Genomic DNA, 13802 nt, shown 5'->3' on the forward strand with positions numbered 1-13802 from the left:
GCGAAATGGCCTCCCTCGGGGCGAAGGGCCCGTGGGATCACCTCCCGCCACCCCGATCCACCGGTCCCTTGACATGGGGACGCCCCGAGGGGGCATTCGGACGAACAAGTCAAAAGTGAGGAGTGTGCGGCCCGTTCGGTCCGTGCAACCGACAACCGGGAGTGTGCAATGACGAGTTACGGGAGTTCCTCCGCCGCGTCCTCCGGATCGCGCACCAACGGCCTGGCGATCGCGAGCCTCTGCTGCGGCGTCGTCGGACTGTTCATCCTGAACATCGTCCTGGGCCCCCTGGCCATCATCTTCGGTGCCATCGCCCGCCGCCAGGCGGTGGTCAAGAACGGTGCCGGAATGGCGAAGGCCGGCATCATCCTCGGCGTCGTCGACGTGGTCCTCTGGCTGGCGCTCCTGGCCCTCGCCGCCAGCAACGACGGATTCAGCTGGTACGTGGGCGGCTAGCGGCCCGTCGGACCGACATCGGCACGCGGGCGGGCGCCGGCCGAGGGCCGGGTACCCGCCCGCACCGCTGCCGGGATGCCGCCCGGCCGCCGCGGTACGGCGACGGCCCACGGCGACCACCACGGTCCGGCGGCCGCGGGGAAGGCCCCTCCCGGGCACGCCCCGCGTCCCCGGCACCGGACACGCCCCATGCCCCCCCGGCGCCGGGCACGCAGGCGTCACCTACGTCTCCCCGTCCTTCCCGGCACCGCCCGCTCCCGGGCCGCGGACCGTTCCGCGGCCCGGTCCACGTCGGCGAGGTCGCGTTCCAGTTCGTCCAGGGCCCTGCGGGCCGCCTCGATGCGGTGGTGCAGGTGCTGCCGGTCCGTCCGGTCCGGGACCGGAGGGCGGGTCGGCGGTTTCCCCGTTTCCGCCTCGTCCATGGTCCGGGCCTCGTCGAGGGAGGTGAGGACGACGCCGATGAGGACGTTGACCAGGACGAAGGAGGCGAGCAGGACGTAGGAGGCGTAGTAGAGGAGGCTCCAGCGGGAGATCTCCAGTCCGGTGTGCACCGCGTCGCCGATGCCGTCCAGGACCATCAGCAGGAAGAGGGTGAGGACGGCGCGGCCGAGGGAGCCGTAGTGCTCGGGGTCGTGGGCGCCGAAGAAGACCCAGCCGATCATCGCGTACACGTACAGCAGCAGGGCGCCGACGAGCAGGAAGCTCAGGGTGCCGGGCAGGCTGTGGGCGACCGCGACGAGCAGGATGCGCAACTGGGGCAGGAAGCGGGCGGTGCGCAGGATCCTGGCCAGGCGCAGCAGCCGCAGGACGGTGGTGTTCTCCCGGACGAGGGGCAGGAAGGCGCACAGGACCACGACGAGGTCGAAGAGGTTCCACGGGTCCTTGAAGAAGTCCCGGGGGCGGTCGGCGTGCGCGGCCAGGCGCAGCAGGAGTTCGACGGTGAACGCCGCCAGGCAGACGTACTCGGCCAGCCGTAACCAGCGGTGCCACTGGGCGACGACCCCGGAGTACGTCTCCAGCCCCAGCAGTGCGGCGTTGGCGAGGATCACGGCGAAGACGACGAGGGCGAACCAGCGGGTCCCGGTGACGCCCCGGCAGACGTGCGCGAGGCGCCGGCGCCAGGACGAAACGCTGAAATCGACACCGTGGTCCTGGTGGTACTGCGGCATGCTGCTGCCTTGTCCCCTCCGCGCCCGCGACGGGCCCCGGGCCCGTTGAGTGATCATGCTCCGGAAGAGACTTCTACAGCACTGTAGGCACCCATGGACGAGCGCCCCGGGCAAACCGGGGCGCTCGGGTCGGTGGGTGCCGTCAGCCGGGTCGCCGGAAGGCCCACTCCATCGACGGCTCCGTCACACAGCGGAAGACCCGCCGGACGGGAGGCGTGCACAGCACGGTCACGATCGCGGCGGCCACGAGCGTGGCGGCGATCGCGCCGAGGGGGCCCTGGACCCAGTCGGGGCCGTACCAGCCCCAGAACTTGGCCCCCTGGGCGAAGAAGCCGTGCAGCAGGTAGCCGTACAGCGTGCCCGTCCCCAGCACCGTGAACCACGTCCGGCGTCCGGGCACCCAGGCGAGGAAGCAGGCGGACAGGACCGCCGAGCAGCCGAAGGTGGCCAGCGTCATGACCGGCCCGTACCAGCCGGGCGCGCCGAGTTGCTCGGCGCTGCTGTTGTGGAAGAACCAGGCGTAGTCCACCCGCGGCGCCGCCCAGTACGCCAGCGCGAGCGCGCCGGCGGAGACCGGCAGGGCCAGGAGGCGCACCTCACGGCGGCGCACCAGCCGGAAGTGCTCCGGCCTCAGCAGCAGTCCCAGCACGAAGTACGGCAGGAACTGCAGAGTGCGCTGCAGGTCGAGGTCGTTGCCGATGGACGGCGAGAGGGTCGCCAGCATCGCGAGGACGAGCGCGAGCGGCAGCGGCCACCGCACGAGCCTCCAGACGGGCGCGGTCAGCCGCCAGATGAACAGCGCGGCCAGGAACCAGGTCAGGTACAGGGGGTCCAGCAGGCTGATCGGGCGGCCGAACTGCTGGTCCGTCCAGCGGGTGAAGAGGGTGTACGCCACCTCGAACACGACGTACGGCACCGCGACGCCGGTGATCAGGCGTTTGACGCGTCCCGGGCTCGCGTCGCCGCGCCGCGAGAAGTAGCCGGCGATGACGATGAACACCGGCATGTGGAAGGCGTAGACGAGCATGTACAGCGCGGTGACGGCGCGGCTGCCCTCCCGCAGCGGCTCCCACGCGTGTCCCGCCGCCACCAGCACGATCGCCAGGTACTTCGCGTTGTCGAAGAAGGCGTCCCGCTGCTTGGCCGGCCCCGCGTCCGCCTTGGCCGGTCCCGTGCCGACCTCGGCCGGTCCCGCGTCCGCCTTGGCCGGTCCCGCCTCGACCTTGACCGGTCCCGCGTCCGCCTCGGCCGGTCCCGCTCCGACCTTGACCGGTTCCGTGTCCTCCGCCGCGGCCGGCAGCGGTTCCGGCCGACCTTCGGCCGGTGGGCGGGCCGTGCGCACGGTGTCACTCATGGGACCTCCCGGCACCGGCCGGGTCGGCTGTGGCCCCTGGTGACGCGGATACCGCTGTGGCGTGTGAGCAGAGCATCGTCAGCACCCTAACCACATCGCCGGGCCCCCGCCCAACCCCGCCGGGCCGAAAAACGCGCCCCGGGCCGCCCCCGGGCGGGGGCGGCCCGGCGGTCACGCGGTGGCCGGGGCCGGCGGTCCGACCAGTTCGGACAGCACGTCCTCCATGGTCACGAAGCCGATGACCTTCCCGCCCTCGCCGACGACGGCGGCGAGGTGACCGCCCCCGGCGCGCAGGGCGGTGAGGGTGTCGTCGAGCGGGGTGTCGATGCGCACCCGGGTGACCTTGTGCAGCGCGGAGCGCGGGAAGGGCCGGTCGCGCTCGGTCAGGCCGAGGGTGTCCTTGACGTGCAGGTAGCCCAGGACGGCGCCGTCGGGGCCGGTGACGGGGAAGCGGGAGAAGCCCGCTTCGGCGGCCGTCCGCTCCAGCTGGGCCGGGGTGATCGTGTGGTCGACGGTGCGCATCCGCTGGGCCGGGACGACGATCTCGCCCACCGGCCGGGTGCCCAGCTCCAGCGCGTCGCGCAACCGCTCGCCGTCGGCGGGCGACAGCAGGCCGGCCTCGCTGGAGTCCAGGACCATACGGGCGAGCTGGTCGTCGGTGAAGACGGACTCGACCTCGTCCTTGGGCTCCACGCGGAGCAGCCTCAGCAGGGCGTTGGCGAAGGCGTTGATGCCGAACACGAACGGCCGCAGCGCCCGGGTGAGCGCCACCAGGGGCGGTCCGAGCAGCAGCGCGCTGGGCACGGGTGCGGCGAGCGCGATGTTCTTCGGCACCATCTCGCCGACCAGCATGTGCAGGTAGGTGGCGAGGGCCAGCGCGATGACGAACGCGATCGGGTGCACCAGGGCGTGGGGGATGCCGGCCGCCTCGAAGGCGGGCTCCATCAGGTGGGCGATGGCGGGCTCGGCGACCGCGCCCAGCACCAGCGAGGAGACGGTGATGCCGAGCTGGGCGGTGGCCATCATCGCGGACAGGTGCTCCAGGGCCCACAGCGTCATCCGGGCCCGCTTGTTGCCCGTGCGGGCGCGCGGCTCGATCTGGCTGCGGCGCACCGAGATCAGGGCGAACTCGGCGCCGACGAAGAACGCGTTGGTCAGCAGGGTGAGGGCGCCGATGGCGAGTTGCAGCGTGGTCATCGGGCTTCCTCCACCAGCTGCAGGGACAGCGCCACGGCCGGTTCGGTGATGCGTATCCGGCCGGCGCGGTGGTGCTCGACCTCCAGCACGTCGAGCCGCCAGCCGTCGAGCTCCACGCTGTCCCCCTTGACGGGGATGCGGGCCAGGCGGGTGGCGATCAGTCCGGCCACGGTCTCGTACGGGCCCTCCGGGGCGGTGAGCCCCATGTCCGTGAGCCGGTCGACGCGGACGCTGCCGTCCGCCTCCCACACCGCGCGCCCGTCCGGCGTCGCCGCGGCGGACACCAGGTCGGGCACCTGGTGGGGGTCGTGCTCGTCGCGGACCTCTCCGACGACCTCCTCGACGATGTCCTCCATGGAGGCCACGCCCGCCGTACCCCCGTACTCGTCGATGACCACGGCCATGGTGCGGTGCGCGCGCAGCCGTTCCAGCAGCCGGTCGGCGGTGAGGCTGTCGGGGACCAGCAGGGGCGGGGAGGTCAGGTCGGTGACGGGCGTGACGCCCCGCTTCTCCGGCTCCAGGGCGAGCACGTCGCGGATGTGGACGGTGCCGACGACCTCGTCCAGGCTGTCGCGGTAGACCGGGAAGCAGGACAGGCCGGTCGCGTGGCTGAGGTTGGCCGCGTCGGCGGCCGTCGCGTGCACCTCCAGGGCCTTGACGTCGACCCGCGGCGTCATCACGTTCTCGGCGGTCAGCTCGCCCAGGTGCAGGGTCCGTACGAACAGCTCCGCGGAGTCCGCCTCCAGGGCGCCCTCGGCGGCCGAGTGCCGGGCCAGCGCGCCCAGCTCCTCGGCGGTGCGGGCGGAGGCCAGTTCCTCGGCCGGTTCCAGGCCGATGCGGCGTACGAAGCGGTTCGCGGTGCCGTTGAGGTGCCCGATGAAGGGCCCGAAGGCGGCCGTGAACGCGCGCTGCGGGCCCGCGACCACCTTCGCGACCGCCAGCGGCCGGGAGATCGCCCAGTTCTTCGGCACCAGCTCGCCGATCACCATCAGCACCACGGTGGACACCACCACGCCCAGCACGGTCGCCACCGGCGGGGCGGCGCCGCCCAGGCCGATCGCCCGCAGCGGGCCGCGCAGCAGTGCCGCGAGGGAGGGCTCGGCGAGCATGCCGATCACCAGCGAGGTGACGGTGATGCCCAGCTGGGCGCCGGACAGCTGCAGCGTCAGGCGCCGTACGGCCTTCAGCGCGCCGTCGGCGCCGCGCTCGCCGGCCTCGGCGGCACGCTCCAGGTCACCGCGCTCGACGGTAGTCAGGGAGAACTCGGCCGCGACGAACACCCCGCAGGCCAGCGTCAGCAGCAGGGCGAGCAGGAGCAACAGGACCTCGGTCACCGTGCCACCCCCGCCCCCTCGGTGGCCGCATGGCGCGGACGGCGGGAAGTGGCACGGCTGCTACTAGGAGGATCACCCATTGGGAGACCGTCGCTCCTTCTCGAACGCATGGAAGACAAAGTGCGGAAACAGGATGTCCTGCCGCTGCCCCAACTGTAAAGGAGGCGCAAAGTCCTTTACCGGTTCAAGGACCGGCGCGGCAAGGGCCGGGACGCGGTCCGGTTCCCGCCACCGGTACGGCGGGGGAGCGCGTCCCGGCGCGGAAACGCGTGCTCACGCGGACGTCGGCCCGTTCGAGGCGGGTGGTGGGGGCGCGGCTCCTCCCCCGTCGGGGTCACCGTGGGCGATGTCACGTCGTCCGCAGGCGTTCGGCCGGGTGGCGGGGCCGGCGACCCGGCCCCGGCCCGCCGCTCGCCCACCAACCGGACATCCGCCCGGACAGCCACCCGAACAGCCGCCCGGACGCTCACCCGAACGTCCTCGCGAACGTCCTCGCGGGCGTGGACGCCCGGCGGCGGGCGCACGCGTCGTCCGCACGCCGGTCCTACCTCAGCCGGTCGAGGATGCGGACCAGGTCGGCCGGGGCCGCCGCCAGGCGGACCGGGGTGCCCCCGTCGTCGAGTTCGGCCACGTGCCAGTCGGTGGGGACCGTGTCGCCGTCGCTGCCCCTGGCCCGGCGCACGTCCCGCAGGGTGAGGCGGTCCACCGGGATCGGCCTGGCCGCGTAGCGGCCCGGACCGGGGTGCGGGATCACCGCCGGCGGGGCGCCACCGCCCAGGACGATGTGGGTGCCGAAGGAATGGGGGTTGTAGTCCGTGGGCTCCAGGAAGCGGGCCCGCACGAACACCTCGCCGTCGAAGGCGTCGGCGGACGGCCCACCGGCGGCGCCGGACGCCGGGGACGCCTCGGGCACCCGGATGCGGGTGGCGCGCCAGGCCCAGAACAGGAAGGCCAGGCTGACGAGCGTGCCCGCGGCCGCCCAGGTGAGCGCCGCCATCGGACCGAGCGGTCTCGCGAAGTACGCGTGACTGAAGGGAAGCAGCCACAGGCCCGTCACGACGAGGGGCACGGCGAAGGGCAGGGCCGACGGGAGGACCTCGTCGTCGGGGCGGCGGCGGCCGCGCAGACGGATCAGCAGCCGGGCCGCGGGACAGCCCGCGCCGAGGGCCAGGCCGGTCGCGATGACCGCCACCTCCCCGGCACCGGCAATGTGGTCCTGCCACACATGGCGCTCCCCCGCCACCGTCCTCACCTCACCGCGCCACAGGGTCAGCCGGACGCGGTCGCCGGGAAGGAACTCCTGGGCGGCCTCCTGGGAGACGGCCAGCCGCCTCATCGGGCGGGCGTCGGTGAAGTACAGCAGGCTCTCCTTCCTGGGGCGCCGGGGCTCGGTCCGCTCGATCACCGCCGTGAGAGTGGTCAGGCACTCGGACCGGTCCTCCGCGGGCGTACCGGCCGTGCACGGGACGGCCGACTTCCACGCCCGCTCCGTCGCTCCGGTGCCCGGCACGAACCACCCGGCCAGGCCCGCGCCCGCCAGCAGCAGCACGCACAGGGCCAGGGCGCCCGCCCAGCCCCGGCCCGCGGTGCGGCTCGAGATGACGGGGAGGTGGTCCGACTCCGGGGTCCCGTGGTGGCGGTGCAGGGCGCGCAGCGCGTCCAGGGCGGCGTGGAAGTCCGAGTCGTGGGGGGTCCAGCTCACCGGCAGGGGCAGGCGCCGCCTGCGGCCGTCGCGCAGCACCGCGATGACCCGGCGGCCCTCCGGGGCCCGCGGGGTGTTCTCGTACTTCAGGCGGACGCGCAGGTCGGCGACGTCGCTCCAGGGCAGGCTCCAGCGGCGCGCCAGCGTGCGGACGTGCAGACCGCGGGCGTCGGCGCGCACCCGGGCGGTGGCCCGGTTCAGGGACGTCAGGCACGTCGGCACGGACAGCAGGCAGGCGACCAGCCAGGCGTCCGTGCCGGAAGCGGCCCAGAGCCCCACGGCCGCGACCGTCGCGACGGCCCCGAGTCCGCCGAGGATCCACCAGAGGCCCTTCTCCTGCGGGTGGCAGATCACTTCCCGGGCACTGTTCATGTGCAGCATCCTGCCCACGGCCGGTGAGCGGGGGCTTGTGCCGGGTGCGGCAGTCTTCCGTCCGCCACATTGCCGACTGCCGACCGGGCAGCCGGGGGAGACGGTTCTCAGTGAAGGGCACGCGGTGCGGCGGTTCGGTGGATCGCGGCCCGGGAAGGATGGGCGAATGATCATCTTTGGTACCAAGGGGTATCTGTACCAGCTCGCGATACTGACGCTGGTGTGCGGCCAGTGCGGGAACCCGTCCGCGCACACGCTCAGGAAGCGGGTCACGAAGTTCACGCTGTTCTTCGTGCCGCTCTTCCCGTTCTCGACGAAGTACGCGACGCAGTGCACCTTCTGCGGCGCCGAGCAGAAGGTGACCGAGGAGCAGGCCGAGCAGCTCCGGGCGCAGGCCGCCGGGCAGGACGGCCAGGGGTACGGGCAGCCGCAGCAGCAGCCCTACCGGCCCTGAGGCCCTCCCCCGGGGCCCCTCGGCGCGGCCCGTGCGGTCCGTGCGGCCCGGGCGGCCCGGGCGGGCCTCACAGCGGCGTCGCCGCGCGGAGGATCAGGAACAGGGTCAGGGCGGAGTTCGCCGAGGACATGGCCGACACGGCCGTGCCCGCCGCCGCTCCCCAGGCCGCCAGGCCCACCGAGGTGAACACGGCCGGCCAGCGGCCCGGCGCCGGGGGCGGCGCGAGGAGGGCCGCCACGCGGCGCGGGACCGGGCCCGGGGACGCGAAGGCCGTCGGCAACGGGGACGGACCGGAGGCCAGGGCCGCCCGACCGATGGCGGTGGCGACCGTGCGGCGGCTGCCGACGGTGCGGGCCGCCTCCTCGTCGGCCCAGCGTTCCGTGGTGTACGACACCGCCGTGTGCAGCGGCCGCAGGAACGGGTTGGCGTGGGCGGCCAGCCGGACGGCCAGCAGGAAACGGTGGTGACGCGCGGTCAGGTGGGCCCGCTCGTGGGCGAACAGGGCGCGGCGTTCGGCGGGGGCGAGGTGGTCGAGGAGGGCGGTGGTGACCACCACCCGGTCGCGGTGGGAGGCGGTGCCCGGGAGCGCGTACGCGTACGGGGTGCCGTCGGGGAGGACCGCCACCTCCGTGTCCGGCAGGCCGGCCAGGGCGCGGTGGGCGCGGCGGCGGGTGCGGACGTGCCGCCACAGGATGCGGGTGCAGGCCAGCACGACCGCGCAGAGGGCGGGGATCGCCGCCTTCCCCGCCACCTCGTCGTACGGGACCGCCTCGCGCACCTCCGGGTCGGACCAGCCGTCGGGCAGCGGGTTGCCGGGGAGCTGGGCGGTGCCGACCACCATCACCAGCGCCAGGCAGAGCGTGCTGCACGTCGCCATCACCGCGGCCACCGCGGTCAGCATCCGCGTCGCGGTGCGCGGGTGCAGGTGCTGCTCGGCCAGGCGTGCGATCGGCCAGGCCGTCAGCGGAAGGACCAGCGGCAGGAAGACGAACACCCCCATGAGGTTTCAGTCTTCCCCTTCGCTCCCGGGCCGACCCAGCAGTTCCCGCAGCAGCCGTTCGTCGTCCGGGCCGAGCCCGGTGACGAAGCTGGCCAGGACCGCCTCCCGGTCGCTCTCGGCGTCCAGGACCCTGCGCATCTTGTGGGCCGCCAGGCCCGCGTGGTCCGACGCCGGGGTCCAGGCGAAGGAACGGCCCGCCCGTTCCCGGGTGACGGCGCCCTTGGCCAGCAGCCGGGTCAGGATCGTGATGACCGTCGTGTAGGCGAGGTCCTGGCCCAGGCGCTCCTGCACCCAGCCGGCCGTCGCCGGTCCGTCCGCCTCCCGCAGCGCCGACAGGACCAGCGCCTCCAGTTCGCCCTGTCCTCGCCGCCGGGGACGCTGCCCGTGTTCCGCCACGGCCTGTCTCCCTTCCGCCGCCCTACGTTTCCCGGGCGGTCATCGTATAGATGACCGGACGCCGTCAAATTCTCTACATTACTGTAGATTCCAGTGGCGGCACCGGCACCGGCACTCGGCACCGGCTCACGAGAGGGACGGCCCCCCATGTTCGGACTCAGCGAACTCGCGATCATCCTCATCGTCGTCATAGCCGTCCTGGCTGCCAAGAAACTGCCGGAACTCGCCCGGTCGGCGGGCAAGTCCGCCCGCATCCTGAAGGCCGAGGCCCGGGCGGCCAAGGAGCAGGACCGGCAGGACGCGCCCCGCGTCGTCCAGGGGAAGGTCGTCTCCGGGGACGCCGCGTCCACCGACTCCACCGACCCCACCAACTCCACTGCCTCCGACGTCTCCGACGCCTCGGACACGGAGCGGCGCCGACCGTAGGCGGACGGCGGGCCCTCTCAGCCGCTCCCCGTGTCGTCGTACGGGTCGGCCGGGGGCGGGACCGGCCGGGCCGCCGTGACCTCGAGGTAGGGCACGGGACCGTCGTTGACCGGGTCCTTCGTGCGGCGCGGACTGTAGGTGCCGGTGACCTCCAGCCAGCCGTCCGGTCGCAGGACCGGGGGGATCTCACCGGTCAGGGCGATCTTCACCGGCTGGGCGTCCGCCGCACAGCAGTTGAGCGTCATGCGGACCAGGTACGGGGCGCCGTCCCGGTCCAGGGCCACGAAGCCGGTGAGGGTGAGGGGACGGTCGCGGAGGTGGCGGCCGTCGTCGTAGACCGCGCGTGCCGCGTAGTCGCCCACGCCGAGGCGCAGGGGGCCCCGGGCGGGGAGGTCGGGGAAGCCGAAGGGTTTCTGCAGGGCCGTGCCCGTGTGGATGGCGCTGTAGGAGCCGAGGGCCGGTGGGGCGACCAGGATCAGGGCGAGGAGCGGGAGGGCGAGCAGCCAGGAGACGCGGGGCTCCGGGTGGTGGTCCGCCGGGGACGCGTGGCGCCGCTCGTACCAGACCGTCGCCGCCGCCGTCGCGATCAGCACCGCCCCCGACAGCAGGAGCAGCGGACGCAGACCGGCCTTGACGTAGCGCAGGTGGAGGTCGGTCCAGCCGGCGTGCAGCACGGCCGCGCCGAGCAGGAACAGCAGCGCCGCCTGGGCCTGCCGGTCCAGACGCAGACGCCCCCGCGTGTCCCGGCCGGTCCCCTCGCTCCTCTCGTTCCCCTCGCTCCGGTCGTTCGGGGTGCTCGCCTCCTCATGGGTGCTCTGACCACTCCGGTCGTTCGGGGTGTTCCGGTCGCTCCGGTCGTTCACAGCAGCACCGCTCCCGTCAGGACCGAGACCGCGACCGCCAGGGCGAAGGTCGCGGGGGCGAAGCGCAGGGCGAAGGCACGGCCGAACGTGCCCGCCTGCAGGGCGAAGAGCTTGAGGTCGACCATCGGGCCCACGACCAGGAAGGTGAGCCGGGCCGTCAGCGAGAACTGGGTCAGCGACGCCGCCACGAAGGCGTCCGCCTCCGAGCAGATGGACAGCAGGACGGCGAGTGCCGCCAGCGCCAGCACCGACAGCACCGGCTGTCCGGCCGCCGCGCGCAGCCACTCGGCCGGGACCACCGCCTTCAGCGTCGCCGCGGCCATCGCGCCGACCACCAGGAAGCCGCCCGCGTGCGTCACGTCGTGCCGCACCGAACCCCAGAACGCGGCGCCCCTGCTCCGGCCCTCGTGGGCCGAACGGGCCGGGGGACGCAGCCAGTCGGTGCGGCCGAGGCGGTGCCACAGCCAGCCCATCGCGCACGCCGCGAGCAGGCTCGCCACGAAGCGGGCGAGGACCATCCGCGGCTCGCCGGGGAAGGCGACCGCGGTGGCCGTCAGCACGATCGGGTTGACGGCGGGGGCGGACAGCAGGAACGTCAGGGCGGCCGCCGGGGTCACCCCCCTGCGCATCATCGCGCCCGCCACCGGCACGGACGCGCACTCGCAACCGGGCAGGACCGCGCCCGCCGCGCCCGCGACCGGAACCGCCAGCGCCGGACGCCCCGGCAGCGCGCGGGCGAAGAAGGACGGCGGGACGAACACCGCGATCGCCGCCGACAGCAGGACGCCGAGCACCAGGAAGGGCAGGGCCTGGACGACCACCGCCACGAACACCGTCGTCCAGCTCTGCATCACCGGGGCGGCCAGGGCACCGCGGATCGAGTCCTGGAACATCACGGCCGTGAGCAGCGCCAGGGTCAGGAGGAGGGGGGAGTCGGGACGACGGGGCTCCTCGACGGGCCCGGCCCCGTCCGGGGCCGGCTCGGTGATGGCCACGGGCCGGGTACACCTCCGGTGGAACGCGCGCGACGAAGCGGGGCGTGAGGGCCCCTCCCTCCCCATACGGCGCGACCGGTGCGGTCGTTCAACTCCCTTCCGACCGGGCCTGGAACCACCCGTGTGTATAGGGCAGTCTTTTCCCTCGTGGTGAGCCTCCTTCCGAATCCGGCCCTGCCCAGCGACCCGTCCGCGCCCATGGTGGTGTGCGGTGACGACGGGCTGGCGCACCGGCTCGCCGCCGAACTGCGCGGCGTGTACCGCGAGCAGGTCGTGCTCGTCGTGCCGCCGGCCGGGCGCCGGGTGCGGCAGCCGGTGGTCGGGCGGGCACGCGCGGCCTCCGCGGCCCTGCTGGACCGGGTCGTGACCGCCGTCAACCGGGGCAACGGCGGCCCCGACGGGACGGTGACCCCGGGCGAGCGGATGCTGGAGGCCGCCGAGCCGACCGAGGCCGTGCTCGCCGTGGCGGGGGTGGAGCAGGCCGCCGCGCTGGCGCTCGTGTACGACGACGACGAGACCAACATCCGCGCCGCGCTCACCGCCCGCCGGCTCAATCCCCGGCTGCGGATCGTCCTCAGGCTCTACAACCGGCGGTTGGGTCAGCACATCGAGGAACTCCTCGACCAGGCCGCCGTGTTGGCCGACCCGGATGCACAGGGCCGGACCGGGGCGGAGATCGACGCCGCCACGACCGTGCTGTCCGACGCGGACACGGCCGCACCCGCGCTGGTCGGCACCGCGCTGGTCGGCACCAGCAAGGTCGTCGACGCCGACGGCCTGCTGCTGCGGGCCGTGGAACGCCGGCCGCCGGAGCCCGGCCAGGTGGCCGACCCCGGGCTGTGCACCCTGGCGCTGCTGTCCGCGACGAGCAACGACCCCGCGGGTACGGAGGGTTCGGAGGACAGCGGGGAACAGGGGCCCCAACTGCTGCCCGACGCGGCGGCGGTGGAGGCGGCGACGGGACGCGGGACGGTGGTGCTGGAGCAGGTGTCCCACTCGGGGCCGCCGCTGCCGGCCGGACGGGCCCGGGTGCCCCCGTTCGCCTCGCTGTTCTCACGGCGGCTGCGCTGGTCGCTGGCGGGGCTGGTGGCGGCCGTGGTCGCGCTCGCCGTCGCGCTGATGGTGGTCACGGAGGACCACCCGCTGCACGCCACCTACGTCACCCTGCTCGACCTCTTCGCCATCAACGAGCCCGCCGTCAACGAGCCCGCCGGCCGTCAGATCCTGCAACTGCTGTCGGGGCTGGTCGGGTTGCTGCTGCTGCCGGTGCTGCTGGCGGCGGTGCTGGAGGCGCTGGGGCTGTTCCGCACCGCGTCGGCGCTGCGGAAGCCACCGCGCGGGCTGAGCGGGCACGTGGTGCTGCTCGGGCTGGGCAAGATCGGGACGCGGGTGCTGACGCGGCTGCGGGAACTGCACATCCCGGTGGTGTGCGTCGAGGCCGACCCGGAGGCGCGGGGCATGGCGACGGCGCGGCGGTTACGGGTGCCGGTGGTGCTCGGGGACGTCACGCAGGAGGGCGTGCTGGAGGCCGCGAAGATCCACCGGGCGGACGTGCTGCTCGCGCTGACCAGCGCGGACACCACCAACCTGGAGGCGGTGCTGTACGCCCGGTCCGTGCGGCCCGATCTGCGGGTCGTGCTGCGGCTGTACGAGGACGACTTCGCGAAGGCGGTGTACCGCACCCTGCGGACGGCGCACCCCGGCGCGCTGACCCGGAGCCGCAGCGTGTCCCACCTGGCGGCCCCCGCGTTCGCCGGGGCGATGATGGGCCGGCAGATCCTGGGCGCGATCCCGGTCGAGCGGCGGGTGCTGCTGTTCGCGGCGGTGGTCGTGGGCGGTCATCCGCAGTTGGAGGGCAAGACGGTCGGCGAGGCGTTCCGGGCCGGGGCGTGGCGGGTGCTGGCCCTGGACACGGCGGCGTCCCCGCAACGGGCGGGGGTCTCCGCGGGCGGTCCGGGGACGGAGATACGGGGCTCGGGGCTGGTGTGGGACCTGCCCGACACCTATGTCCTGCGCGCCGAGGACCGCGTGGTGCTGGCCGCCACGCGACGGGGGCTGGCGGAACTGCTGGGACGCAGGGGGCG

The 13802-nt window shown here is 74.0% G+C and carries 13 protein-coding genes; 4 read left to right on the forward strand and 9 right to left on the reverse strand.

Features of this window, described 5'->3' with window-relative positions; all coding sequences use genetic code 11:
• Positions 1 to 168: 168 nt before the first annotated feature.
• Positions 169 to 456 (forward strand): DUF4190 domain-containing protein, encoded by a 288-nt coding sequence (locus tag B7L92_RS28035; protein ID WP_081240137.1) that lies wholly within the window; start codon positions 169 to 171, stop codon positions 454 to 456.
• A 218-nt stretch (positions 457 to 674) separates the two neighbouring features.
• Here B7L92_RS28035 and B7L92_RS28040 read toward each other — a convergent pair whose 3' ends face one another.
• The 5 genes from B7L92_RS28040 to B7L92_RS28065 form a co-directional block, all read right to left on the reverse strand.
• Positions 675 to 1625, reverse strand: a complete 951-nt coding sequence (locus tag B7L92_RS28040; RefSeq protein ID WP_081240138.1) for an ion transporter — start codon at positions 1623 to 1625, stop codon at positions 675 to 677.
• Between the two features lie 142 nt (positions 1626 to 1767).
• Positions 1768 to 2979 (reverse strand): acyltransferase family protein, encoded by a 1212-nt coding sequence (locus B7L92_RS28045; protein ID WP_081240140.1) that lies wholly within the window; start codon positions 2977 to 2979, stop codon positions 1768 to 1770.
• 171 nt (positions 2980 to 3150) lie between these two features.
• Positions 3151 to 4176 (reverse strand): hemolysin family protein, encoded by a 1026-nt coding sequence (locus tag B7L92_RS28055; protein WP_081240142.1) that lies wholly within the window; start codon positions 4174 to 4176, stop codon positions 3151 to 3153.
• On the reverse strand, positions 4173 to 5510 hold the full coding sequence (locus B7L92_RS28060) for a hemolysin family protein (RefSeq protein WP_081240144.1): 1338 nt from the start codon (positions 5508 to 5510) through the stop codon (positions 4173 to 4175). The genes B7L92_RS28055 and B7L92_RS28060 overlap by 4 nt, the downstream gene beginning before the upstream one ends.
• Positions 5511 to 6054: 544 nt before the next feature.
• Positions 6055 to 7584, reverse strand: a complete 1530-nt coding sequence (locus tag B7L92_RS28065) for a PH domain-containing protein (RefSeq protein WP_081240147.1) — start codon at positions 7582 to 7584, stop codon at positions 6055 to 6057.
• 166 nt (positions 7585 to 7750) lie between these two features.
• Here B7L92_RS28065 and B7L92_RS28070 point away from each other — a divergent pair, with 166 nt between their 5' ends.
• Positions 7751 to 8038, forward strand: coding sequence for a zinc-ribbon domain-containing protein (locus tag B7L92_RS28070; RefSeq protein ID WP_081240150.1), 288 nt, complete (start codon positions 7751 to 7753; stop codon positions 8036 to 8038).
• Between the two features lie 67 nt (positions 8039 to 8105).
• Here B7L92_RS28070 and B7L92_RS28075 read toward each other — a convergent pair whose 3' ends face one another.
• Positions 8106 to 9038 (reverse strand): M56 family metallopeptidase, encoded by a 933-nt coding sequence (locus B7L92_RS28075; protein WP_081240153.1) that lies wholly within the window; start codon positions 9036 to 9038, stop codon positions 8106 to 8108.
• A gap of 6 nt (positions 9039 to 9044) precedes the next feature.
• A complete protein-coding gene (locus B7L92_RS28080) occupies positions 9045 to 9434 on the reverse strand; it encodes a BlaI/MecI/CopY family transcriptional regulator (protein ID WP_081240155.1) in 390 nt (129 codons plus the stop codon).
• A 147-nt stretch (positions 9435 to 9581) separates the two neighbouring features.
• Here B7L92_RS28080 and B7L92_RS28085 point away from each other — a divergent pair, with 147 nt between their 5' ends.
• A complete protein-coding gene (locus B7L92_RS28085) occupies positions 9582 to 9860 on the forward strand; it encodes a twin-arginine translocase TatA/TatE family subunit (RefSeq protein WP_081240157.1) in 279 nt (92 codons plus the stop codon).
• Positions 9861 to 9877: 17 nt separating this feature from the next.
• Here B7L92_RS28085 and B7L92_RS28090 read toward each other — a convergent pair whose 3' ends face one another.
• The gene (locus B7L92_RS28090; protein WP_081240170.1) at positions 9878 to 10582 is read right to left on the reverse strand and encodes a TIGR03943 family putative permease subunit; all 705 of its coding nucleotides are present in this window, start codon (positions 10580 to 10582) and stop codon (positions 9878 to 9880) included.
• A 137-nt stretch (positions 10583 to 10719) separates the two neighbouring features.
• A complete protein-coding gene (locus tag B7L92_RS28095; RefSeq protein WP_081240160.1) occupies positions 10720 to 11718 on the reverse strand; it encodes a permease in 999 nt (332 codons plus the stop codon).
• A gap of 198 nt (positions 11719 to 11916) precedes the next feature.
• On the opposite strand from B7L92_RS28095, the gene B7L92_RS28100 reads away from it, so the two are divergent.
• Positions 11917 to 13802: NAD-binding protein (locus B7L92_RS28100; RefSeq protein ID WP_107501623.1), on the forward strand; the 1886-nt coding region annotated here is incomplete at its 3' end.

The organism is Streptomyces viridosporus (assembly GCF_002078235.1).
GTDB lineage: Bacteria > Actinomycetota > Actinomycetes > Streptomycetales > Streptomycetaceae > Streptomyces > Streptomyces viridosporus.